Source organism: Kitasatospora cineracea, assembly GCF_003751605.1.
GTDB classification, from domain to species: Bacteria; Actinomycetota; Actinomycetes; order Streptomycetales; family Streptomycetaceae; genus Kitasatospora; species Kitasatospora cineracea.
The window spans coordinates 614,418-637,319 of record NZ_RJVJ01000003.1; the positions used below are offsets into that span (position 1 = coordinate 614,418).

General features: G+C 73.1%; 16 protein-coding genes. 7 read left to right on the plus strand and 9 right to left on the minus strand.

Features of this window, described 5'->3' with window-relative positions:
* Positions 1–6: 6 nt before the first annotated feature.
* The gene (locus EDD39_RS36860) at positions 7–2,340 is read right to left on the minus strand and encodes an FdhF/YdeP family oxidoreductase (RefSeq protein ID WP_123564104.1); all 2,334 of its coding nucleotides are present in this window, start codon (positions 2,338–2,340) and stop codon (positions 7–9) included.
* A gap of 376 nt (positions 2,341–2,716) precedes the next feature.
* Here EDD39_RS36860 and EDD39_RS36865 point away from each other — a divergent pair, with 376 nt between their 5' ends.
* Entirely contained in the window at positions 2,717–5,515 is a 2,799-nt protein-coding gene (locus EDD39_RS36865; RefSeq protein WP_208765765.1) for a TIM-barrel domain-containing protein, read from the plus strand.
* A gap of 61 nt (positions 5,516–5,576) precedes the next feature.
* Here the strand turns inward: EDD39_RS36865 and EDD39_RS36870 are convergent, their stop codons facing one another.
* Entirely contained in the window at positions 5,577–8,036 is a 2,460-nt protein-coding gene (locus tag EDD39_RS36870; RefSeq protein ID WP_123563918.1) for an RICIN domain-containing protein, read from the minus strand.
* A 159-nt stretch (positions 8,037–8,195) separates the two neighbouring features.
* Positions 8,196–9,551, minus strand: coding sequence for an ROK family transcriptional regulator (locus EDD39_RS36875; RefSeq protein ID WP_208765766.1), 1,356 nt, complete (start codon positions 9,549–9,551; stop codon positions 8,196–8,198).
* A gap of 355 nt (positions 9,552–9,906) precedes the next feature.
* Between EDD39_RS36875 and EDD39_RS36880 the strand changes: the two genes are divergently transcribed.
* The 5 genes from EDD39_RS36880 to EDD39_RS42455 all read left to right on the plus strand — a co-directional run bounded on the left by EDD39_RS36880 (position 9,907) and on the right by EDD39_RS42455 (position 15,092).
* Positions 9,907–10,914: an ABC transporter substrate-binding protein gene (locus EDD39_RS36880; protein ID WP_123563920.1), complete on the plus strand. Its 1,008-nt coding sequence runs from the start codon at positions 9,907–9,909 to the stop codon at positions 10,912–10,914.
* Positions 10,830–11,204, plus strand: coding sequence for a type 2 periplasmic-binding domain-containing protein (locus EDD39_RS36885; RefSeq protein WP_123563921.1), 375 nt, complete (start codon positions 10,830–10,832; stop codon positions 11,202–11,204). Before EDD39_RS36880 ends, EDD39_RS36885 begins: the two co-directional genes overlap by 85 nt.
* Before the next feature lie 2 nt (positions 11,205–11,206).
* A complete protein-coding gene (locus EDD39_RS36890) occupies positions 11,207–12,181 on the plus strand; it encodes a carbohydrate ABC transporter permease (protein WP_123563922.1) in 975 nt (324 codons plus the stop codon).
* Positions 12,178–13,044 carry a carbohydrate ABC transporter permease gene (locus tag EDD39_RS36895; protein ID WP_030464689.1) on the plus strand — a complete coding sequence of 289 codons (867 nt, stop codon included), beginning with the start codon at positions 12,178–12,180 and terminating at the stop codon, positions 13,042–13,044. The genes EDD39_RS36890 and EDD39_RS36895 overlap by 4 nt, the downstream gene beginning before the upstream one ends.
* A 74-nt stretch (positions 13,045–13,118) precedes the next feature.
* Complete coding sequence (locus tag EDD39_RS42455) at positions 13,119–15,092, plus strand: DUF5107 domain-containing protein (protein ID WP_123563923.1); 1,974 nt, start codon at positions 13,119–13,121, stop codon at positions 15,090–15,092.
* A 62-nt stretch (positions 15,093–15,154) separates the two neighbouring features.
* On the opposite strand, the gene EDD39_RS36905 is transcribed toward EDD39_RS42455, so the two are convergent.
* The 4 genes from EDD39_RS36905 to EDD39_RS36920 form a co-directional block, all read right to left on the minus strand.
* The gene (locus tag EDD39_RS36905; RefSeq protein WP_123563924.1) at positions 15,155–16,159 is read right to left on the minus strand and encodes a hypothetical protein; all 1,005 of its coding nucleotides are present in this window, start codon (positions 16,157–16,159) and stop codon (positions 15,155–15,157) included.
* Positions 16,156–17,082, minus strand: a complete 927-nt coding sequence (locus tag EDD39_RS36910) for an ATP-binding cassette domain-containing protein (protein WP_208765767.1) — start codon at positions 17,080–17,082, stop codon at positions 16,156–16,158. The genes EDD39_RS36905 and EDD39_RS36910 overlap by 4 nt, the downstream gene beginning before the upstream one ends.
* 114 nt (positions 17,083–17,196) lie before the next feature.
* Positions 17,197–17,595 (minus strand): GntR family transcriptional regulator, encoded by a 399-nt coding sequence (locus tag EDD39_RS36915; protein WP_123563926.1) that lies wholly within the window; start codon positions 17,593–17,595, stop codon positions 17,197–17,199.
* 127 nt (positions 17,596–17,722) lie between these two features.
* The gene (locus EDD39_RS36920; RefSeq protein WP_123563927.1) at positions 17,723–19,240 is read right to left on the minus strand and encodes a DUF2079 domain-containing protein; all 1,518 of its coding nucleotides are present in this window, start codon (positions 19,238–19,240) and stop codon (positions 17,723–17,725) included.
* 279 nt (positions 19,241–19,519) lie between these two features.
* Between EDD39_RS36920 and EDD39_RS36925 the strand changes: the two genes are divergently transcribed.
* Positions 19,520–20,800 carry a YhgE/Pip domain-containing protein gene (locus EDD39_RS36925; protein WP_123563928.1) on the plus strand — a complete coding sequence of 427 codons (1,281 nt, stop codon included), beginning with the start codon at positions 19,520–19,522 and terminating at the stop codon, positions 20,798–20,800.
* Between the two features lie 123 nt (positions 20,801–20,923).
* On the opposite strand, the gene EDD39_RS36930 is transcribed toward EDD39_RS36925, so the two are convergent.
* Together EDD39_RS36930 and EDD39_RS36935 are read right to left on the minus strand one after the other, a co-directional pair.
* Complete coding sequence (locus EDD39_RS36930; RefSeq protein ID WP_123563929.1) at positions 20,924–21,685, minus strand: sporulation protein; 762 nt, start codon at positions 21,683–21,685, stop codon at positions 20,924–20,926.
* Between the two features lie 307 nt (positions 21,686–21,992).
* Complete coding sequence (locus EDD39_RS36935; RefSeq protein ID WP_123563930.1) at positions 21,993–22,814, minus strand: CHAP domain-containing protein; 822 nt, start codon at positions 22,812–22,814, stop codon at positions 21,993–21,995.
* Positions 22,815–22,902: the final 88 nt, after the last annotated feature.

Genomic DNA, 22,902 nt, shown 5'->3' on the forward strand with positions numbered 1-22,902 from the left:
CCCCGGTCACCCGGCCGGGGCGGACTCCTCCCGGCGGTCCGCGGCGGGCACCACCGTCACCTTGAGGTGCTTCATGATCGGCTGATCGCTCTGGGTGGAGTAGTCGCCGATCGCGCACAGCACGTTCATCTCCGGCATGTAGCCGGCCGCACAGCCGCGCGGGATGTCGTACGGGACGGCCAGGTAGCCGTGCAGCGAGCGGGTCGAGCCGTCCCGGGCGGTGGCGGTGATGTCCACCGGGTCGAACTCGCCGAGGCGGCGCTCGCGCATGTCCTGGCGGTTCATGAAGACCAGGGTGCGCAGGTTGGTGACGCCCCGGTAGCGGTCGTCGTCCGAGTAGATGGTGGTGTTCCACTGGTCGTGCGAGCGCATCGTGCCCAGCGCCAGGGTGCCGGGGGCGGGGACGACGTCCGGCAGCGGCGCCGCCGAGAACTCGGCCTTCCCCGACGGCGTCAGGAACACCAGCTCGCGGGCGGGCTGCCTGATCCGGAAGCCCAGCGGCAGCCGCACCCGGCGGTTGAAGTCCTCGAAGCCGTCGAGGACCTCGGCCATGGTGTCGCGGATCCGGTCGTAGTCCTCGACGTACCACTGCCACGGCGTGGCGCTGTCCGGCAGCGCCGCGCGGGCCAGGCCCGCGATGACGGCGGGCTCGGAGAGCAGGTGCGGGGAGGCCGGGCGCTTCATGCCCTTGGAGAGGTGCACCATGCTCATCGAGTCCTCGACCGAGGTCTGCTGCTCGCCGCCGCGCTGGTGGTCCTTCTCGGTGCGCCCCAGGCAGGGCAGGATCAGCGCCTGCCGCCCGTGCACCAGGTGACTGCGGTTCAGCTTGGTCGACACGTGCACCGTCAGCTCGCAGTTGCGCAGGCCCGCGTAGGTGTAGGCGGTGTCGGGGGCGGCGAGGGCGAAGTTGCCGCCCATGCCGACGAACACCTCGACGTCGCCGCGGTTCATCGCCTCGATGGTGGCGACGGTGTCCAGGCCGTGCGCGGTCGGCGGGTCGATCCCGCAGACCGCGCCGAGCCGGTCCAGGAACGCCTCGGTCGGCCGGTGGTCGATCCCGCAGGTCCGGTTGCCCTGGACGTTGGAGTGCCCGCGCACCGGCGACGGCCCGGCGCCCTCCCGGCCCAGGTTGCCGCGCAGCAGCAGCAGGTTGACGATCTCGCGGACGGTGTCCACCCCGTGCTCGTGCTGGGTGACGCCCAGGCACCAGCTGACGATGCTGCGGTCCGCCTCCCGGTACACCTGGGCGGCCCGGAGGATCTGCGCGCGCGGCACGCCGCTCTGGTGCTCGATCTCCTCCCAGGACGTCCGCTCGCACACCGCCCGGTACTCCTCGAAGCCGCTGGTGTGCCGTTCGACGAACAGGGTGTCCAGCGCCTTCGGGTCGGTGCGGGCGCTCTCCAGCAGGGCCTTGGCCATGCCGCGCAGCAGGGCCATGTCGCCGCCGATGCGCGGCTGGACGTTCAGGCTGCTGGTCGCGGTCGCCTTGTTCAGCGCCATGTCGACGAAGTCGTGCGGGATGATCGTGCGCCGGGCGGCGGCCTCGACCAGCGGGTTGACGTGCACGATCCGCGCACCGCGCTTGTGGGCCCCGGCGAGCGCGGTGAGCATCCGGGGCGCGTTGGAGGCCGCGTTGACGCCGAGGATGAACAGCGCGTCGGCGCTCTCCCAGTCCTTCAGGTCCACCGTGCCCTTTCCGGTGCCCAGCGCGGCCTGCATGGCCCGGCCGCTGGCCTCGTGGCACATGTTGGAGCAGTCGGGGAGGTTGTTGGTGCCCAGCTCACGGGCCATCAACTGGTAGAGGAAGGTGGCCTCGTTGCCCAGCCGGCCCGAGGTGTAGAACGCGGCCCGGTTCGGGTCGGACAGCCCCCGCAGCGTCCGGCCGACCAGCTCGAAGGCGTCCTGCCAGGAGATCGGCCGGTAGTGGTCGGTCGCCGGGTCGTACACCATCGGCTCGGTGAGCCGGCCCTGGTCCTCCAGCGCGAAGTCGCTCCACCCGGCCAGTTCCGTGACGGTGTGCGCGGCGAAGAACGCCCGGTCCACCCGCTTGCGGGTCATCTCCCAGGTGACGTGCTTGATGCCGTTCTCGCACAGGTCGAGCTTGAGGCCCTTGACGTCGTCGGGCCAGGCGCAGCCCGGGCAGTCGAAGCCGCCGTCCTCGTGGTTCATCTTCATGATCGCGCGCGGGCCGTCCAGGTACTCGCCCTCGCGGACCAGGAACTTCGTGACGCTCTTGGCCGCACCCCAGCCGGCCGCGGGATGGCGGTAGGGCTTGAAGCCCGGGGGCTTGCCCGGCGCGGCGCCGACGCTCGGCTCGATCCCGGCGGGGGAGGGGTCCATCGGCCCGGGCTGGTCGGAGGAGTTCACGGTAGTCGCCTTCCGGAGTCGGGGAGCGGCCGCCACGGCTGTGGCATCCGGTCGTCAGGGTGCTCGCTGTCGGGCCCCGTCTTCAAGGAAGCCAGGCCGACGGGGATCGTGCCCGTCGGAACACCCCGGCGCACCCGGCGCCCCGCCGACGGGGCGCACCCCCGCCCCGGTGACGCCCCGTCGGGGAGCAGGGACGCCGCCCCCGGGTGCGCAATTCTTGCTGGCTGTGCGCAAAACTGCTTGAAACAGTGCCTGATCGAGCACTTGACGGCAGGATGAGGCGCTGGTGCGATGTGTACCGGTCAAATCGACCGTCCGGAATCCGCAGCCCTCCGAGGAGGAACCCCGCATGCGATCCGTCCTGCCCCGACCCGGCAGTCCCGGCACCCGCCGCACCGCCCTGGGCCTGGCCGTCCTGCTGATGGCGAGCCTGTTCGCCGTCCTCGGCCCGGCGCCGGGCGCCGGCGCCACCACGGCCGGCAACGTCACCGGCGTCACCCGCTCCGGCGACACCTTCACCGTCACCACCACCGGCAAGCCCACCGCCCGGATCACCGTGGCCCGCGCCGACATCTTCCGGATCTGGCTCTCGCCGGACGGCACCTTCACCAACGACCCGGCCGGCGCGGACCTCGCGGTCAGGACCTCGTTCGGCACCGTCGGGGCCACCCTCACCGACGCCGGCGCCTACTGGCGGATCGGCACCTCCGCGATCAGCCTGCGGATCAACAAGTCGCCGCTGACCTTCGCGCTGTACCGGGCGGACGACACCACCCTGGTCTGGGCCGAGTCCCAGCCGACCAGCTGGACCAACCAGCAGACCACCCAGTACCTCGCGCGCGGCGCCGACGAGCAGTTCTACGGCACCGGCCTGCACCTGGGCGAGTGGGCGCTGCGCGACAAGACCGTCCCGGTCTCCGTCTCCAACTCCTGGACGGAGAACAGCAACGCGAGCCCCGCGCCGTTCTACATGTCCACCAACGGCTACGGCGTGATGCGCAACACCTGGGCCCCCGGCTCCTACAACTTCGGCGCACCGACCCAACTCACCCACAACGAGAACCGGTTCGACGCCTGGTACTTCGCCGGGGACTCGCTCAAGGGCGTCCTGAACGCCTACACCGACGTCACCGGCAAGCCCTTCCTCGCCCCGATCTGGGGACTCGAACTCGGCAACGCCGACTGCTTCAACGCTTCCAACCCCGCCTACACCGGCGACCACAACCGGCTGCGCCACCAGACCACCCCCGACGCGGTCGGCTACGCCACCGACGCCCGCGCCGCCGACATGCCCTCGGGCTGGTTCCTGCCCAACGACGGCTACGGCTGCGGCTACACCGACCTGCCGAACACCGTCAGCTCGCTGGCCGCCCAGGGCGTCCACACCGGCCTGTGGACCTCCACCGGCCTGAACAGCATCAACTGGGAGGTGGGCACGGCCGGTTCGCGCGCGGTGAAGACCGACGTGGCGTGGATCGGCGGCGGCTACAAGGGCGCCTTCACCGGCGTGCAGCAGGCCGTCGACGGTATCGAGAAGAACTCCGACGGCCGCCGCTTCGTCTGGACGGTCGACGGCTGGGCCGGCACCCAGCGCAACGCGGTGGTGTGGACCGGCGACACCTCCGGCACCTGGGACGCGATGCGCTGGCACGTCCCGTCGATCGCGGGCGCGGGCCTGTCCGGCCTCAACTACGCCTCCGGGGACGTCGACGGCATCTACGCGGGCAGCCCGCAGACGTACGTCCGCGACCTGCAGTGGAAGGCGTTCACCCCGGCGTTCATGACCATGTCCGGCTGGGGCGCGACCAACCCGTCCGCCGGGTACAACGACAAGCAGCCCTGGCGGTACGCCGAACCGTACCTGTCGATCAACCGCAAGTACCTGCAGTTGAAGATGCGGCTGATGCCGTACCTGTACACGATGAGCCGGGTCGCCACCGACACCGGCGTGCCCGCCACCCGCGCCATGGTGCTGGAGTACCCCGACGACCCGGTGGCGCGCGGCAACCTGACCAGCGGTCAGTTCATGGCCGGGGACTCCTTCCTGGTCGCCCCCGTGGTCAGCGACACCGCCGTCCGCGACGGCATCTACCTGCCCGCGGGCGACTGGACCGACTACTGGACCGGCAAGGTCTACACCGGCCCCGGCTGGCTGAACGGCTACAGCGCGCCGCTCGACACCCTGCCGCTGTTCGTCAAGTCCGGTGCGGCGGTGCCGATGTGGCCGCAGATGAACTACACCGGCGAGAAGCCCGTCTCCACCCTCACCTACGACGTCTACCCGCGCGGCGCCTCCTCCTTCACCCTCTACGAGGACGACGGCACCACCCGGGCCTACCAGAACGGCGCGTCCGCCCGGCAGACCGTCAACGTCACCGCACCGGCCTCGGGCAGCGGGAACGTCACCCTCGCCGTCGGTGCCGCCACCGGCAGCTACACCGGGCAACTCGCCAGCAGGGCCTACGAGTTCACCGTGCACGCGGCCGCCGCGCCGAGCACCGTCACGGTCGGCGGCACGGCGCTGCCGAAGCTCAGCGGCAAGGCCGCCTACCAGGCGGCCGCCACCGGCTGGTACTTCGACCCCGCCGACCGCGCCGGCACGCTGTGGATCAAGGCCGGCGACCACGCCGTCAACAGCGCGTTCACCGTCACCGCCACCGGCCTCACCCTGCCCGCCGGCACCCCCGTCACCTCCAGCGGCCCGATCCCGCAGGCCGGTTGGAAGGTCGTCGCCGCCGACAGCCAGGAGACCACCAACGAGAACGGCGCCGCCGCCAACGCCATCGACGGCAGCTCCGCGACCATCTGGCACACCCAGTGGTCCAGCATCGCCGCCCCGCTCCCGCACGAGATCCAGATCGACCTCGGCGCCCGCTACGCCGTCGACGGCCTCGGCTACCTGCCCCGGCAGGACGGCGGCGTCAACGGGCGGATCGGGCAGTACGAGGTGTACGTCTCCGACTCGACCACCGACTGGGGGCCGCCGGTGGCCACCGGGACCTTCGCCGACACCGCGAGCGCCAAGAAGGCCGCGTTCACCGCGAAGCGCGGCCGCTACCTGCGGCTGCGGGCGCTGACCGAGGCCGGCAACCGCGGGCCGTGGACCAGCGCGGCCGAGATCACCGCGACGGGACGCCCCGCCCCGTGACCGGGGGTCCGGGCCCGGCGAGTCGCACTCGCCGGGCCCGGACCGCTGCCGGGGGAGCGGGTCAGCCGACGGACCAGTGCTGGAGCGCCGAGCCGGTGTCGGCCTGCTGGGTGACCGGGGCGCCGTCGGCGGTGGAGCCGGCGGTCAGCAGCAGGCCGCTCGACCGGGAGGTGACGGTGTATCCGCCGCCGCTGACGGCGTCGACCAGCCAGCGCTGGTTGGCGCCGCCGGTGCAGGTCCACTGGATGACCGCGGCGCCCGGCGCGGTGGAGCCGCCGCTGACGTCCATGCAGAGCTTGGACTCGCCGTTGGTGATCTGGTAGCTGCCGTCGCCCTGCCGGGTGAGGACCCAGCTCTGGTTGGGCCCGCCGTTCGGGGTCCAGACGACGAACTGCGTCCCGGTACTGGTGGAGTGGCCCGGGTCGTCGAGGGCCTTGCCCGCGGCCAGCAGGGTGTGGGACCCGCCGAGCACCGGGTTCACCGCCCAGGTGAAGGCGGTGGAACCGGTGGCGGTGCCGGAGGAGGCGGTCGCGGTGACCGTCGCGGCGCCGACCGCCGTGGGGGTGCCGGTGACCAGGCCCGCCGGGCTGACCGACAGCCCCGCGGGCAGCCCGGTGGCGGACCAGGTGAGCGCCTTGCCCAGCGAGTCGGTGCCGCTCAGCTGGAGCGAGACGGCGGTGCCGACGGTGCCGGACTGCCTGCCGGGGGCGGCGACGGTCACGACCTCGGCGGCGGTGCCCACCGGTGTCAGCGCGAGGGTCTGCTCGGCCGCGGTGCGGCCGCCGCCCACGGCGCTGCCCGAGGTGTCGGTCCAGGTCCGGGTCGGGACGGTCTCGGCCGGGCGCCCGGCGGCGGCGGAGAGCGCCAGGTCGAGGCCGCTGTAGCGGTTGACCAGGTGGTAGGCGCTGCCCGACCGGAGGACCCACCACTGCTGGCCGACGGTCGGGCCGTCGGCGGGCGCGGCGGTGGCGGTCGGCCGGGCGCCCCAGGCGCGCCCGGCGGTTCCGGTGGAGTCGACCCCGAGCAGTTGCCCGGTGGCGGAGTTGGCGATCCGGTAGGAGCCGTCGCCGACGGCGGCGAAGGTCCAGGACTCCAGGGCGCTGCCGGTGGCCGCGGGCAGCGAGGTGGTGCCCGCGGACCCGGCGACCTGGGCGAGCACCCGGCCGTCGCCGCTGGCGATGCGGTACGCCCGGGTCACGTCGACCGGGGCGGGCGCGGCGGCGGTGGAGGTGAGGGTGGTGTTCACGTACTCGCCGGAGGCGCCGTTCGAACAGCCGAAGGAGCAGTAGGAGCGGAAGGTCCGGCCGACGATCTGCGAGCTGGTCCGGTTGCCGCCGTCGAGGAACCAGCGGTACCAGGACGCGGTGCGGTAGCCGCCGGTGTCGCCGGCCAGGTACCACTTCTGGGTGGAGAGGTCGTCGGTGACGTAGTACTGCTGGGGGGCGTTGCCGCTCTGGTCGACGGCCTGCGGCTCGCCGACGTACAGGCCCAGGTAGGCGTCGTAGGTGACGTCCATGACGAACAGCGGCGAGGTTGCGGGCATCTTCCCGGCCGCGATCTGCTGCGCGGAGGTGCCGGTGTTGGCCGGGTCGTACTCGCCGGACGGCGGGACGTAGCCGGTGCCGCCGGACGGCCCGACCGGCACCATCGAGGACTCCCGGCCGCCGACGCCCGGCTCGCTCCACGCGCCGTCGTACCACTTCTGCCAGGAGCCGGGCGCCATCTTGCCGGAGATCGGGGCGCGCGCCACGTGCTCGTGGAACGCCTTCCAGCCGCCGCTCTTGTCGACCACCCGGGAGCCGTAGAAGAGGTAGAAGTAGCCGGACGCGGTGTCGACGAGCAGGCGCTGGTCGCCGTCGCCGTAGTAGTACGTCTGGTTCGGGAACTGGGCGGTGTCGCCGCGGGCGGTGCGGTAGGGCGAGGTGACCACGTGGTCGCGGATCTTCCAGGTGCGGCCCTGGTCGGTGGAGACCGCGTAGTCGATCGCGTCGAAGTGCAGGCCGTCCCCGAAGGGCTGCGGGGAGAACTCGTTGTGGACCAGGCCGTACCAGTCGCCGGTGTCCGGGTCGATCCAGATCCCCGAGAGGTCGCAGTAGTTCTTCTGCGCGTAGCTGCTGCCGGCCGGGGCGTAACTGGCCGTCAGGCCGGTGGGGCTGTTGTTGCAGCGCCGGGTGGTGTCGCTGTTGCGGTCCTTCGGGTCGGCCGGGTCGGCGGAGTCGCCGAGGGTGCTGGAGAAGGCGGCGCCGTCGAAGTCGGCGCCGGTGTAGAAGTCCCACCTGCGGGGGTCGTTCGCGCCGTAGAGCGCGGCGGACTGCTGGTAGTAGAACGTGCCGTCCTTGTCGAGGTAGGGGACGGCGGGCGTGTCGGTGGGGTGCCCGAACGGGACGGGGGCGCTGACGCCGACCGTGTAGGTCGCGGCGGGCGGCGCCGCCGCCGACGCCGGGGCGGGCAGGCCCGCGGCGAGGCAGGCGAGGGCCGCCGCGGCGGCGGTGGCCAGGGTTCTGCGCAGGGGAGTGCTCATCAACGGGCAGTCCTTCGGCTGAGGGGGCTCTCGGAGTGCATCGGAGCGCTTCGGCAGGCTTCGGAAGGCACCTGAAGGCACCTGAAGGCGCCTGAAGGCTCCGGCGTGTTCGAGAGTGAAGTATCTGCGCCGCTAACAATCAAAAGTCAACATGCTCGATCAAAAAATGCGCGAAGGAGCTCCGGTCCGCACCCGAACGCGCACCCGGCGGACGGCGGCCTCACCAGGGCCCGTCGCCGTCGGCCGGCTCCGGCCGGAGCGGGACGTCCGACGGGTCCTGGAAGATCCCTCCAGCGCCAGGTGCGCACCGCCCCGGGCGGCGTTGGACAGGCCGAGCCCGGAGGCCGAGACCACCACCTGCTGGGAGCCGGGCGCGATCCGCCGGCGGTCCAGGAACTCCTGCGCGGGGCCGACCAGGTAGCGGCCGAAGACCGCGAAGTAGCCGCCCAGCACGATCCGCGGCGGGTTCAGCACGTCCACCAGGACGCTGAGCCCGAGGGCCAGGTCGTCGGCGACGGCGGCCAGCGCGCCGAGCGTGCGCGGGTCCCCGGCGTCGGCCCGCGCCAGCAGGTCGCCGAGCCGCTCGGCCAGGTCGACCGAGCGGTCGTGGACCCGGTCGGCCGGGTCGGCGGCGGCGTCCAGCAGCGCCTGCAGCCCGACCGCGACCTCCCAGCAGCCGGTGCGCCCGCAGCCGCACGGCCGGTCGAGCCGGTCGAGCTTCATGTGGCCGATCTCGGAGCCGCGCAGCAGCCGGCCGCCGGAGATGCCGGCCCCGCCGGCGCCGATCCCGCCGGTGACGTAGACGAGTTCGCGGGTGTCGGCGCCGGGGACGGCCAGGTACTCGGCGAGGGCGCCGGACTCGGCGTCGTTCTCCAGCAGGACGGGCGGCGCGTGCCGCCCCAGCCGGGCGCGCAGCTCGGGCACGGCCCGCACGTCGCGCCAGCCGAAGTTGGTGGCCACGGTGACCGTCCCGGCCGCGCTGTCGACCGAGCCCTGGGTGACCAGGGTGATCCCGACGGCGCGCATGCCGCGCCCGGCCACCGCGCTGAGGCAGTCCGCGACCAGGTCGGCCACCTCGTGCAGGGCGGCCTGCGGGGTGAGCGCGGGCACGTCGAGGGGGCGGCGGCCCTGGTGGACCACGTCGCCGCGCAGGTCGAGGGCGAGCACGGTGAGGTGGTCGGGCCCGATCTCGGCGCCGACGCCGCAGATCCAGCGGCCGTCCAGCTCGACCATCCGGTGCGGGCGGCCCACCGCCCCGGCCCGGTCGAGCTCGCCCTCGCGGACCAGGCCGCGCTGGATCAGCTCGGCGACCAGCACCGAGACGGTCGCCTTGGGCAGGCCGCTCGCGGCGGCGAGGTGGGTGCGGGACTGGGCGCCGCCCTCGCGCAGGTGGCGCAGCAGCACGCCGAGGTTGGTGCGGCGCAGCGAGGCCTTGTCGGCCACCTCGGGGTGGCCCGCCAGGATGGCGCCCGCCGGGCCGACCGTACCGGTTGTGCCGCGCTGCGTCTGTCGCACGTGCTCTCCTCGTTCCGCGGCCCGCCGGGGGCCGGTGTTGACCTTGGACATATTAGTTCAGGCACCACATGAAATAACGCTGACCGCCGATCGCCGCCCGCCGCGGCAAGCGCCCCCGCGGACGCCCGGGGGGAGGGGTCGGGCAGCCCAATTCGCCCTTTCCCCAGGCAGATTGCCTGCGGCCGTCGACGGCGGCGGCCGTCCGTCGCGGTTGCGCAACGGCCCGCCGCACCCCTTGACAGCCCCGACCCTTAATTAACACACTAGCCGAAATAACGGCCCGAGGCGTTCAACGGGCCCCCACCGCCGCGCCGGGGCCGAGTCCGCCCGCGGCCGGCAGCAGCAGAGGACCCCCATGAAGAACCGCGCGCTCAGAACCGTCACCCTCGCCGTGGCGATCGCCTCCCTGGCCGGCACCGCCGCCTGCGGATCGGACGGATCGACGGGCCGGGCCTCCGGACCGGTCACCATCGAGTTCTGGGGCTGGGCCCCCGGCTACGAGAAGTCCGTCGAGCTCTTCAACTCCACCCACCCCGACGTCAAGGTCACCTACAGCAAGATCTCGCCCGGCGCCAAGGGCGGCTACACCAAGCTGCTCAGCGCCGTGAAGGCCGGCAACGCCCCCTGCCTGGCCAGCGTCGGCTTCGAGACGCTGCCCACCTTCGCCGCCGCCGGAGCCCTCCAGGACGCCACCGCCGAGACCGCGCCCTACGCCAAGGAGTACGTGCCCTGGGCGTTCGCCCAGTCCGGGGTCGCCGGGCACACCTACGGCCTGCCGGTCGACATCGCCCCGATGGCGCTGGTCTACCGCAAGGACCTGTTCGCCAAGTACGGCATCCAGCAGGCCCCCAAGACCTGGGCCGAGTACGCCGCCGACGCCGCCACCATCCACGCCGCCGACCCGAACGCCTACATCGGCTACTTCGGCAACGACGCCTACAACTTCGCCGGCCTCGCCTGGCAGGCCGGCGCCAAGTGGTTCGGCACCAGCGGCGACAAGTGGACCGTCGACCTGGACGACCCGGCGACCAGGAAGGTCACCGCCTTCTGGCAGGACCTGATCGACCGGAAGCTGGTCAAGGTCGTGCCGAGCTTCGACAGCGCCCTCTACAAGGGCATGGGCGAGGGCACCATCCTCTCCGACGTCAACGCCGTCTGGGACACTCCGATCCTCGCCGACAGCGTCAAGCAGACCGCCGGCAACTGGGCCGTCGCCCCGATGCCCGTCTGGGACGCCGCCACCCCGCGGCCGGCAACGCCGGCGGCACCCCCAACGCGGTGCTCAAGGGCTGCAAGCACACCAAGGAAGCCGTCGAGTTCGCCCACTGGTTCGGCACCGACCAGGCCAGCACCGGCAACCTGATCAAGGAGACCGGCATCTACCCCGCCGCCCTCACCGGCCTGGACAACCCGGCCCTCGCCGAACCCAACCCCTTCTTCGGCGGCCAGCGGATCTTCGACGTCTTCAAGGACAGCGCCACCCACGTCGACCCCGGCTTCCAGTGGGGCCCGGTGATGACCAAGACCTCCGGCGCGCTCGCCGACGGCCTCGGCAAGGCGGGCACCGGCACCACCACCCTCGACGCCGCCCTGGCCGACACCCAGGCCCAGACCCTGGCCGAGATGAAGACCCAGGGCATGGACGCCGGCTGACCATGCACCCCACCACCCCCACCACCCCCGCCCCGGTGCGCCCGCACGAGCGCACCGGGCCCACCCCGCCGCCGAAGGCCGCCCGGCCGCGCACCACCGGCCCGCGCCGCTGGGCACCGCTGGGCTTCCTCCTCCCGTTCGGCGCGCTGTTCCTGCTCACCTTCGTCGCGCCGATCTGCTACGCCCTCCACCAGAGCCTGTTCAAACTGCACCGCTCCGGCCTCGGGCTGACACCCCCCACCACCGTCTTCACCGGCCTTTCCAACTACACCGAGGCACTGGCCGACCGCGCCTTCACCTCCGCGGTGCTCCGGGTGCTGCTGATCGGCGCCGTCCAGGTGCCGCTGATGCTCGGCCTGGCCCTGGTGCTGGCCCTGCTGCTCGACGGCCGCCGCACCCCGGGCAAGCGCTTCTTCCGGCTCGCCTTCTTCCTGCCGTACGCCGTCCCCGGCGTGATCGGCGGCCTGATGTGGTCCTTCCTCTACCAGCCGGACGTCAGCCCGATCGCCCGGGCGCTGGCCGGGATCGGCCTGCACGTCGACTTCACCTCCGACGGCGCGCTGCCCTGGGCGGTGGGCAACATGCTCACCTGGGGCTGGACCGGCTACAACATGATCGTCATCCACTCGGCGCTGAAGGCGATCCCCGGCGAGTACGCCGAGGCGGCCGAACTCGACGGCTGCACCGGCTGGCGGCTCGCCTGGCACATCAAGATCCCGATGGTGCGGCCCGCCCTGGTGATGAGCACGGTGTTCTCGATCATCGGCATGGCGCAGCTATACAACGAGCCCGTCATCATGCGGGCCGTCGCCCCGAACCTGTCCGGCGACTGGACCCCGATCATGGCCGCGCAGAATGAGGTGGCGGCCAACAACTACCAGGCGGCCGCCGCGCGTTCGGTGCTCCTCGCACTGGTGATCTTCGTCCTCTCGTTCGGATTCATGCGGTTCGTCAACAAGCGCGGAGCAGCCCAGTGAAGGACGCCACGAAGGGCCCGCGCCGGGCCGCGAACCCCGCCGGCCGGATCGGCGTGCTCGCCGTCCTGGTGCTCGCGGCGCTCTACTCGCTGCTCCCGGTCTGGTGGCTGGTGGTCTCGGCCACCAAGGGCAGCAGCGACCTGTTCACCGGCAACGGCTTCTGGTTCGCCGGCCGGATCGAACTCGTCCGCAACGTCTCCGACCTGCTCGGCGTCCAGGACGGCATCTACGGCCGCTGGCTGCTCAACAGCCTGCTCTACGCCGTCGGCGGCGCCCTCGTCGCCACCCTGCTGTCCGCGATGGCGGGCTACGCGCTGGCCAAGTACGCCTTCCGCGGCCGCGAGGCGGTCTTCAACACCGTGCTGGGCGCCGTCCTGCTGCCCGCCCCGCTGTTCGCCCTGCCGCTGTACCTGATGTTCTCCGCCACCCACGTGGTCAACACCTTCTGGGCGGTGTTCATCCCCAGCGTGGTCAGCCCGTTCGGGGTGTACCTGTCGCGGATCTACGCCGCCGCCGCGGTCCCCGACGAACTGCTGGAGGCCGGACGGATCGACGGCGCGGGCGAGTTCAGGATCTTCCGCTCCGTCGCCCTGCGGATCCTGCAGCCCTCGCTGGTCACCGTCGGCCTGTTCCAGTTCGTGACGATCTGGACCAACTACCTGCTGCCCTCGCTGATGCTCGCCGACAACCGCCTGCAGCCGGTCACCGTCGGCCTGGTCGCCTGGAAGGAACAGCGCGGCCAGACCGTCCCCTACAACCTGATCATCACCGGCGCCCTGCTCTCGGTCGTCCCGATCGTGCTGATGTTCCTCCTGCTGCAGCGCTACTGGAAGGCCGGACTCACCTCCGGCAGCGTCAAGTAGCCCGCCCGCGCCGGGCCGCGGACCCCCACCGGGCAGCGGCCCGCCACCCCGATCCCCAGAAGGCAGACCCACAGATGAGTGAGCTGCGGCTTGCCACCCTGACGCTGCCGACCGCACCGGTCGGCCCCGTCAACCCCCTCCCCCCGCTGTTCACCGGCGCCGACCTCCACCAGGTCGAGGACACCGGCGAGGCCGACGAGGAGATGCGCCACAACATCGGCTACGGCCGGGTGCCCTCCGTCCTGCCCTACCTGGTCCAGGACGGCTACACCCGCGAACGGGCCCCCGCCGAACACCCCGTGGCCGTCCTGGAGAACGACACCCTGCGGGCGGTCTTCCTGCTCGGCGCCGGCGGCCGGCTCCAGTCGCTGGTCCACAAGCCCACCGGCCGCGAACTCCTCTTCCGCAACCCGGTGTTCCAACCCGCCAACCTCGCCCTGCGCGGAGCCTGGCTGGCCGGCGGCGTCGAATGGAACACTGGCACCATCGGCCACGCCCCCACCACCTGCGAACCCCTGCACACCGCCCGCCTCACCCGCCCCGACGGCACCCCGGTGCTGCGGATGTGGGAGTACGAGCGGATCCGCGGCACCGTCTTCCAGATCGACGCCTGCCTCCCGGACGACTCCCCGGTCCTGCTGGTCCACGTCCGGATCACCAACCCGCACCCGCACACCGTCCCGGTGTACTGGTGGTCCAACATCGCCGTCCCCGAAGCCCCCGACGTCCGCGTCCTCGCCCCCGCCGACGCCGCCTGGCAGTTCAGCTACGACCGCAAGGTCCGCCGGGTCGACCTCCCCGCCCCGCACGGCACCGACCTCAGCCGCACCACCCGCTCCCGCGACGCCGCCGACTACTTCTTCGACCTCCCGGCCGGCCGGCGCCGCTGGATCGCCGCCCTCGACGCGGACGGCCGCGGCCTGGTCCAGACCTCCACCGAACGGCTGCGCGGCCGCAAACTCTTCCTCTGGGGCCAGGGCCCCGGCGGCCGGCACTGGCAGGAGTGGCTCGCCGGACCGGGCACCGGCTACCTGGAGATCCAGGCCGGCCTCGCCCGCACCCAGCTCGAACACCTCCCGATGCCGGCCGGCGCCCGCTGGGCCTGGACCGAGGCCTACGGCCTGCTCGAAGCCGACCCCGCCGCCGTCCACGGCGAGGACTGGACCGCCGCCCGCGACGCCGCCGAACACGCCCTCGACACCCTCCTCCCGCCCCACCTGCTGGACGCCGAACTCGAAGCCGCCGCCCACTGGGCCGACCGCGCCCCCGACCTGATCCTGCAGGCCGGCTCCGGCTGGGGCGCCCTAGAGGAACGCCGCCGCGCCCACACCGGCCAGGACCCCCTGCCCACCCCCGGCACCCCCTTCCCCGCCGACACCCTCGGCCCCGAACAGGCCCCCTGGCTCGAACTCCTCACCCACGGCACCCTCGACCCCGGCGACCCCCGCCAACCCCCCGCCTCCCACCAGAGCGACCCCGCCTGGATCCCCCCGCTGACCGCCGCCGACACCTGGCTCGCCCACCTCCACCTCGGCACCCTGCACGCCCACCGCGGCGACCACGACAGCGCCCGCGCCTGCTGGCAGCGCTCCCTCGACCGGCACCCCACCGCCTGGGCCTGGCGCAACCTCGCCGCCCTCGCCGACCGCACCGGCGACCTCGACGAAGCCGCCCACGCCTACCGGCAGGCCCTCCGGCACGCCCCCGCCCTGCTGCCGCTCGTCCTGGAGAGCACCGCCCTGCTGCTCCGGGCCGGCCACCCCCGGGAAGTCCTGGACCACCTCGACGCCCTGACCCCGGCCCAGCGCGCCACCGGCCGGGCCCGCTGGACGGAGGCCCGCGCCGCCCTCGACAGCGGAGACGTGGAACGCTGCGGACGGCTTTTGCACGAAGGCATCGAGATCGCCGACCTCCGCGAGGGCGAAGGCTCCCTGCACGAACTCTGGTTCGCCCACCGCCGCGCCACTTCCGGCACCGACCCGGAACCGGGCCCGGACCTCCCGCGGGCCTACGACTTCCGGATGCTGACCACCGACCCGACCGGCTGACTCCCACAGCTCCCCGGCCCCCCGCACGTCCGGTGTGCGGGGGCCGGGGAACTGTGGAACAGCTAGGAACGCCGCAAGCGCCGGAAGACCACGGCCAGGACGGCCACCGTGAGCAGCAGCAGCCCCCCGGCCTCCACCAGTTGGACCGGCACCAGGTGCCCGGCCGGGTGGTAGCGCAGCCACACGGTGTCGGCCTTCGCGCAGGGGTCCGAGTCGAGGCAGGCCGAGGTGCGCACCCGCGAGCCGTCCGCCAGCACCAGCATCCGGTCGACCAGCCAGGCGTTGGTCGGCTGGTAGGTGCCGACCGGGCCGGTCGCCTCGACGGCGGGCCAGAAGTGCGGCCGGGCCCAGAAGGCCAGGCCGCCGAGGGCCGCCACCAGCGCCCCGGTCAGGAGCATCGCGGGCACCACCCGGCGGCACAGCTGGCCGACCAGGACGCCCAGCGCGAGGGCGAACAGCGACCACGCCACCGGCGCCACCCCCAGCGCCGGGTAGGTGAAGGCCTGGAACGGCGGGTCGAAGGCGACCGGCCCGTGCACGATGTCCGTCCACCACACCCAGGTCATCAGGCAGGCGAACACCCCGCTGACCACCAGCACGGCGACACCGGGGACGGCGAGGCGGGCCGCCAGCCAGCGGGCGGGGCCGACGGACTGGGCCCGGACCAACCGGATCGTGCCGCGCTCGTACTCCTGGGCCAGCAGCGGCGCGCCGACGAACACCCCCAGCAGCAGCGGGAGCGCGGCGGCCAGCGGCTGCAGGACGGACAAGTACCAGAAGTTCGGGCGGCTGATCGGCGCGAGCAGGATCCAGCAGGTCGTGCCGTCCCACGTTTCGGGGGCGTAGCAGCCGGTCCGCCGCAGCACGCCCACGATGTGCCCGATCGAGACGTGCAGCCACACCAGGTCCGCCGAGACCAGCACCAGCAGCACCGCCAGCACCCGCAGCACCACCCGGTTCTGGCGCAGCGACAGCCACAGCAGGCCGCGGAGCCGGGGAGCGCGCGCGGACGGTCGCCCCGGGGCTGCGGCGGGCTTCGCCGGACCGGTCAGGACGTCGGTGCTCATGCCGCCCTCTCCTCGTGCTCGTCGTTCCTGTCGTCCCCGCCGTTGCCGCCGCGCGCGTGAGCGCTGCCGGGGGAGCGGAGGTAGCCGAGCAGCAGTTCCTCCAGCCCGGGGCGCTCGCTCTGCCACCCCTCGTCGAACGGCCCGGCGCCGCGCACCAGCGCGGTGGCCCGGCGCCCGCCGACCCGCCGCTCGACGACCAGGTGCTCCGGGAGCTCGGGCCCCGTGACCGGGCCGGTGAGCAGCCGGTGGCCGTCCAGGACGTCCTCCAGGTCCCCGGAGAGCCGGACCCGGCCGCCCTGGACGAGCAGCAGGTGGTCGATGACGCCGTCGAGCTCCGGCAGGATGTGGGAGGAGACCACGACCGTGGTGCCGCGCTCGGCGACGACCGACATCAGCGTGCCCATCAACTGGTGCCGGGCCAGCGGGTCGAGGTCGGACATCGGCTCGTCCAGCAGCAGCAGGTCGGCGCGCTTGCCCAGGGCCAGCGCCAGCGAGACCCGGGTGCGCTGGCCGCCGGAGAGCGAACCGACCCGGGCCCGGAGCCGCAACTCGCCCTGCTCGACGATCCGCCGGGCGCCCTCCTCGTCCCAGACCGGGTTGAGCTCGCGGCCCATCCGGAGCGTCTCGGCGACGGTGAGGCCCGGGTACAGCGGCTTGTCCTGCGCCACGTAGGCGACCCGGGCCCGCAGCCCCGGTGCGCCGGCCGGCTCGCCGAGGACGCGCAACCCGCCCGCGTCCGGCGCCAGCAGGCCGGCGGCGAGGGCGAGCAGGGTGCTCTTCCCCGCGCCGTTGGGGCCCACCACGCCGCTGATCCGCCCGGCCGGGACGGTGAAGTCGCAGTCGCGCAGGGCCCATTCGCCCCGGTAGCGCAGGCCGAGCCCGGCGGCCTCCAGCGCCGGAACCACGCTTGTCGGGTCGTTCACCCGGTCCCCCTCGCTCGCTTCTCGTTCCGGCGCCGCGGGCAGCACCCGGGACGCCTCCGTTCGGTCCCGGGCATCACCCGGGAGATCGCCGTCGCGCCGGTCACCGGCGCGCCGTCACCCGGCGGAATCCGGCGCCCCGAAGCGCTGGTCCAGCACCGACGCCACCAGGGCGGCGACGTCCTCGCGCTCCAGCCCCGCCGCGCGGGCCCGGTCCACCCAGTCGACCAGCTCCCCGCGCAGCGGGCCGTCGGCCGCCGCCTCCGGCCGCGCCAGCGAACGCCGGACGAAGGTCCCGAGCCCCGGCCGGGGCTCGACCAGCCCCTCGCGCTCCAGCTCGCGGTACGCCTTCAGCACGGTGTTGGGGTTGATCGCGGTCAGCTCGACCACCTCGCGGGCGGTCGGCAACTTGTCCCCGGGCTCCAGCAGGCCGAGCCGCAGGGCCTGCTTGGTCTGCTGCACGATCTGCTGGTAGGTGGAGACGCCGCTGCGCCGGTCGATGCGGTACTCGATCATCCGGTCACCCGATCACGCCTGTTGTGGCCTTTCACTAGTTCAATGGTGGAATGGTGGCCCACTGCGGCGCGGGGGTCAAGCCGGGCCGGCGGCGGGTCGCCGACCGTCCAGGGGGGGTGAGGCGGCGTCAGGGCCGTTCGAGCAGCAGCAGTCCGTCCCGCTCGAACCGCGGCAGGTAGCCCGCCCCCCGGTAGAACGCCAGCATCCGGGCGGTGTCGGCGGTGGCGCACGGGGCCTTCACGCTCGGATCGCGCAGGTCCACGGCCACCCACTGCGGGCCCGCGCCGACCGGCGCCCGGCACACCAGGGTGACGTCCGCCCGGGAGGTGAGCTGGGCGGCCAGCCGGTTGGAGGCGGCCACCGCGGCGCCGTCGGGCACCAGCCGGAGCATCGCCCGGGCCTCGGCCACCCGCGGCGAGGTCCGCCACGCCTCGGGCATCACCACCTCGTGCAGCGGGTACAGCGGCAGCGTCACCACCGCCACCAGCACGGTCACCGCCAGCCCGCGCCGCACCCGCCGCCCCGCCCCGGCCGCTCCGCCCGCGCCGCTCGTTCCGCCGGTCCGGCGCACCGCGTCGACCAGGGCGGCGAACAGGACCGGCATCAGCACCGCGCTGTAGTGGTAACTGACGCCCCAGTAGTGCGGGTTGGTGGAGAGCAGCCGCCAGCCCAGGGTGGGGACGCAGAGCAGCACCAGCGGCGAACGCAGCCCCAGGAAACCGGTGGTGGCGGCCAGCAGGAACAGCAGCAGCCACTTCACCGGAGGCCAGCCGAGCCGCAACGGCAGCGCCCAGAACGGGGCCCGGGCGCCCCCGCCCAACTGCTGCCAGTAGTCGAAGCCCCCGTGCGGGTTGAACGACGGCAGCACGACGAGCACGACCAGCGCCGTCGCCACGACGCCGACGACCGCGAGCACCAGCCCGGGCACCGGCGTGCGCCGCTCCCGCCGGGCCCGCCAGGCGATCAGCAGGCCGACGGCGGCCACCGTCAGCCCGAGGTCCTCCTTCACCAGCAGCAGCGGCAGCGACCAGAGCGCGGCGGCCAGCGGTCGGCGGCGGCCGAGCGCGACGGCGGCGAACGCCAGCAGCGGCACCGCGAACGCGATCTCGTGGAAGTCGTCCGCCGCGGCCCGCACGATCCCCCACGACGCCCCGGTCGCGCACCCCACGACCAGCGCCACCCGCGCCCCGGCCACCTCGTGCGCCCAGCGGGTGAGCGGCACCACGGCCAGCGCCATCAGCACGGCTTGCGCCGCCACCAGCGTCAACGGGCTCGGAAAGACCCGGTAGAACGGCGCCAGCACGGCGATCAGCGGATGGAAGTGGTCCCCGAGCAGGTGGTAGCCGGGCCCCTTCAACGGGACGATCGGCGCCTGCCCGTGCGCGTACGCCCGTACGGCCTGCTCGAAGATGCCCAGGTCGTACGCCTTGCTGAGCCCGCGCCGGTACCGGTTGACGGCGACGCAGAGGTAGAGCGCGGCGAACCCCGCCGCCAACCCCCAGGCCGGCGCGGCCGGACGGCGCAGCAGCGGGCCCGCCAGCCCCGCCGCCCGCGTCCGGAGTCCGGCGGTCGGGTCGGCGATCGGGTCGGCGGTCGGGTCGGCAGGTGAAGCGGCGGACGGGGGAGTGGCGGCGGCCAGTGGCATCGGCAAAGTACCCTTTCACTATTCGATTAGTGGAAGGGTGGTGGAAGTCCGCGGGCCCGTCAACCCCGGTCCGGCCCCGTCGGCCGGGCCTCTGACCTGCCCTTTTCCGCCCGCCCCGGCGGCCCGCGACACCCCGGCGGCCGCCCCCGCCGCCCACCCCCGGGCTGCCCCATTGGGGTGACCACGGCCGGTGTCGCGGCCGGGAGCGGCCCGGCGGGTCCTATCGTCGGCAGGGCTCCCGGCCGGGGGCCTGGCGGTGCGAGTCGAGCGTGGAGCGGCATGGCGACCGGAATCCCCCCACAGGTGAACGCCCCGCAGGCCCGGGCCGCGAAGGTGCTGCGCCACGGCAAGCTGTGGCTGGTGCCGGGAGTGCTGAGCGCCCTGGTCGCCCTGGTGCTGTCCCTGCTGTACATGGGCGGCATCCTCACGCCGCAGGACGACCTGCACCGGATGCCGATCGCCCTGGTCGACTCCGACGCCGGCCCGCCCCTGCCCGGCCGGACCGCGCCGCTGGGCGCGGAACTGACGGACGCGGTGGCCGCGGGCACACCCCCAGGCCAGGTCCAGTGGCGCCGCCTCTCCCGGGCCCAGGCCCAGGAACAACTCGCCTCGGGAAAGGTGTACGGGGCCCTGGTGGTGCCGGAGGACTTCACCCGCAGCGTCGGCGCCCTGACGACGGGCCAGGCCACCGCCCGCCCCGTCCTGCTGGCGCTCACCAACCCCGGGACCGGCTCGCTGGCCTCCTCGCTGGCCTCCCAGATCACCCAACTCGCGGCCTACAAGTCCTCGGTGGCGCTCGGCAAACAGCTGACCGCCGCCGCCCCCGACGCGCCCGCCACCGCCAGGCTCCTGCTCGCCGACCCGGTCGACGTCCAGGTCCAGCAGGGGCACCCGATCGCCCGGCACACCGGACTCGGCCTGAGCGCCTTCTACTACACGCTGCTCCTGGTCCTGGCCGGCTTCCTCAGCGCCAACCTGGTGCACAACGGAGTGGACGGCGCCCTCGGCTACGCGGACAGCGAGATCGGCCCGTGGCACTCGCGCCGGCCGACCCTCCCGATCACCCGGACCCAGACCCTGGTGGTCAAGATGGCGATGACCGCGGGGTTGTCGGCCGTCACCACCACGATGATCATGCTGGCGACCGTGGGCATCCTCGGCATGGACGCCCCGCACCTGCCGCTGCTGTGGGTCTTCTCGTTCTGCGCCTGCGTGGCCGTCGGCCTGGGCACCCAGGCCATCAACGCCGCCTTCGGCTCACTCGGCCAACTCGTCGCCATGTTCGTCTTCATCGCGCTCGCCCTCCCCTCCTCCGGCGCGACCATCCCCCTGCAGGCGGCCCCCTCCTTCTACCGCTTCCTGGGCACCTTCGAGCCGATGCGCCAAGTCGTCGGCGGCGTCCGGTCCATCCTCTACTTCGACGCCCGCGCGGACGCCGGCCTGACCCGGGCCTGGCTGATGATCCTGCTCGGCTTCGCCGTCGCCCTGGTCTTCGGCTTCGCCATGACCCGCTACTACGACCGCAAGGGCCTGCACCGCATGGTCCCCACGCCGTCCTGACCTCACCCCGTCCCACCCCGCCCCGTCCCTACCTCGCCGGACAGCCGCCGACGGGCCGCCGGAGCACCCAGCCCCGCCGACCCGTCGGTCCTTCGTTCCCGCTCCTGCTTCCGCCCTGCGCGGTCAGTGCCCCAGCGCGCCCCGGATCCAGCCGTCCACCGTGCCGGTCAGGTCCTGCTGCCCGGCCGCGTGGTCCAGCACGAACGTGCGCACCGAATCACCGCCGAACACCCCGCGCTTGTCGAACTCCAGCACCACCTCAACCCGGTGAGGGCCCGTCACGAACGACAGCTCGACCTCGTTGCAGCGCCGCGCGAACTGCGCCGCCGCCTTGTACTCGATCTCCTGGTAGAACGGCAGCGTCTGGCTCGTGCCGTGGATCCGACCGGCCTCCAGATCGGCCCGGTGGAAGTGGAAGCCGAGCGCCGACAGCGCCTCCAGCACCCGCTGCTGCACCGGCAGCGGCTCCACCGCGAGCGGATCGGTGTCCCCGCGGTCCAACTGCCCGGCGATGTCCACATCGGTGCGCACCCCGAGCACCATGCCCGACAGGTGGTGCCCCCCGATCGCGGTCAGCGGCGTCTCCCACGGCACCGGGAAGGCGAACGGGACGGCCAGCCGCTCCCCGGCGGCCAACCGCAGCGGACCGCAGACCTGCACCCGGGCGAACTCCTTGGTGGTGTGCCCCTCCTCGTCCCCGTACTCGACCTCGACCCGGGCCGCCAGACAGAGCGTGACACCGTTGATCTCGGCGTCCCGCTCGCCACCGACCAGGTTGACCTGCCCGTGCACGGTGCCGCCGGGGTAGACGGCCGGGGTGGACAGCACCGTGTCGACGGTCGGTCCGCCGACGCCCAGGGCGCCGAGAAGCCGCTTGAACACCATCAGGGACACTCCTCACAGAACCGGGATCCACAAGCCCACCGATCGTACTTTGCCCGCACTTTGCCCCCGCCGGCCCTCCCTGCCTTCCTGCCCGCGCCGCCCTCCCTGCCCGGCAGGCCGACGACACGTCGAAGCCCCGTCGGGCGGAGGCGACTTGGCGAAGTCAACCTGCCCGGCGGGGCTTCGACGAGTACTGCTGCGGCTCCGGCGGACCTCGTCACGCTGCCGCGACCCGCACGCCCACGAGGTCAGCCCGGCGGGGGAGTTGCCCTCGGCCCGTGGGTGCCGGTGTCCTGCCGGTGGCGGCTCAGAAGTGGATCATGTGCTGGAAGGAGGCCTCCGAGCTGCTGACCTTGAGGTGGCTGCGGGTGCCGTAGGCGAGGGGGTTGTTCCAGTTGTACTCCTCGACGTCGAAGGAGCCGTCGGAGTACACCGCGTTGACGTAGGCGACGTGGCCGTACACCCCGTGGGTGTCGTTGACGGCGATGGCGCCGACGGTGGGGGTCGTGTTGACGGTGATGCCGAGGCGGCGGGCGGCGTCGTCCCAGGTGGCGGCGTTGCCCCAGGTGGTGCCGCCGTAGGAGTTGCTGAAGTTCGGGACGCCGAGGCGGCTGGCGATCCGGTAGGCCGCGAAGGCGGTGCAGTTGTTGGCGGCGAAGCCGCGGGTGCCGTGGTCGAAGTCGTTGGTGGGGCTCTGGTTGCCGCCGCTGCTGCTGAGGAACTGGTGGGAGGCGTTGTTGTTCTTCAGGGTGGCGTTGAGGTTGCCCTTGGCGCCGGGGGCGAAGTCCTGGCTGGCACCGGCGTAGCCGCTGTTGTAGTAGACGCGGACGGTGTGCCCGGTGCGGTTCCACACCGACGCGGCGTTGTTCTTGACGCAGATGCCCTGGCCGGCGCCAGCGCTCTTGAAGTCGTAGCAGGTCGGCTGGGTGGCCCCGAGGTCGCTGATCGATCCGGTGAAGTCGGAGACCGAACCGGCCTCGTCGCTGTTGTAGTAGTAGCAGAACTCGCCGGAGTCGCAGACCCCGTCGCGGGACGCGGCGAAGGCGGGGGCGGAGGTGGCGGCGACGAGGGGGACGGACAGGGCCAGTGCGGTGCCGACGACGGTGAGCGTGGTGCGTATGTTCTTCATGGTTCTCTCTTCTCGCTTCTCGTGGCGTGCGTTCGCGGTGTGAGTTCGTGACGTGCGGACATGCGGACGTGCGGACGTGCGGACGTGC

Coding starts and splice junctions, on each gene's coding strand:
- EDD39_RS36930 (WP_123563929.1), bottom strand. CDS start 21,685: ATGGTGTTCAAGCGGCTTCTCGGCGCCCTGGGCGTCGGCGGACCGACC.
- EDD39_RS36880 (WP_123563920.1), top strand. CDS start 9,907: ATGAAGAACCGCGCGCTCAGAACCGTCACCCTCGCCGTGGCGATCGCC.
- EDD39_RS36935 (WP_123563930.1), bottom strand. CDS start 22,814: ATGAAGAACATACGCACCACGCTCACCGTCGTCGGCACCGCACTGGCC.
- EDD39_RS36915 (WP_123563926.1), bottom strand. CDS start 17,595: ATGATCGAGTACCGCATCGACCGGCGCAGCGGCGTCTCCACCTACCAG.
- EDD39_RS42455 (WP_123563923.1), top strand. CDS start 13,119: ATGAGTGAGCTGCGGCTTGCCACCCTGACGCTGCCGACCGCACCGGTC.
- EDD39_RS36860 (WP_123564104.1), bottom strand. CDS start 2,340: ATGGACCCCTCCCCCGCCGGGATCGAGCCGAGCGTCGGCGCCGCGCCG.
- EDD39_RS36920 (WP_123563927.1), bottom strand. CDS start 19,240: ATGCCACTGGCCGCCGCCACTCCCCCGTCCGCCGCTTCACCTGCCGAC.
- EDD39_RS36905 (WP_123563924.1), bottom strand. CDS start 16,159: ATGAGCACCGACGTCCTGACCGGTCCGGCGAAGCCCGCCGCAGCCCCG.
- EDD39_RS36890 (WP_123563922.1), top strand. CDS start 11,207: ATGCACCCCACCACCCCCACCACCCCCGCCCCGGTGCGCCCGCACGAG.
- EDD39_RS36870 (WP_123563918.1), bottom strand. CDS start 8,036: ATGAGCACTCCCCTGCGCAGAACCCTGGCCACCGCCGCCGCGGCGGCC.
- EDD39_RS36865 (WP_208765765.1), top strand. CDS start 2,717: ATGCGATCCGTCCTGCCCCGACCCGGCAGTCCCGGCACCCGCCGCACC.
- EDD39_RS36925 (WP_123563928.1), top strand. CDS start 19,520: ATGGCGACCGGAATCCCCCCACAGGTGAACGCCCCGCAGGCCCGGGCC.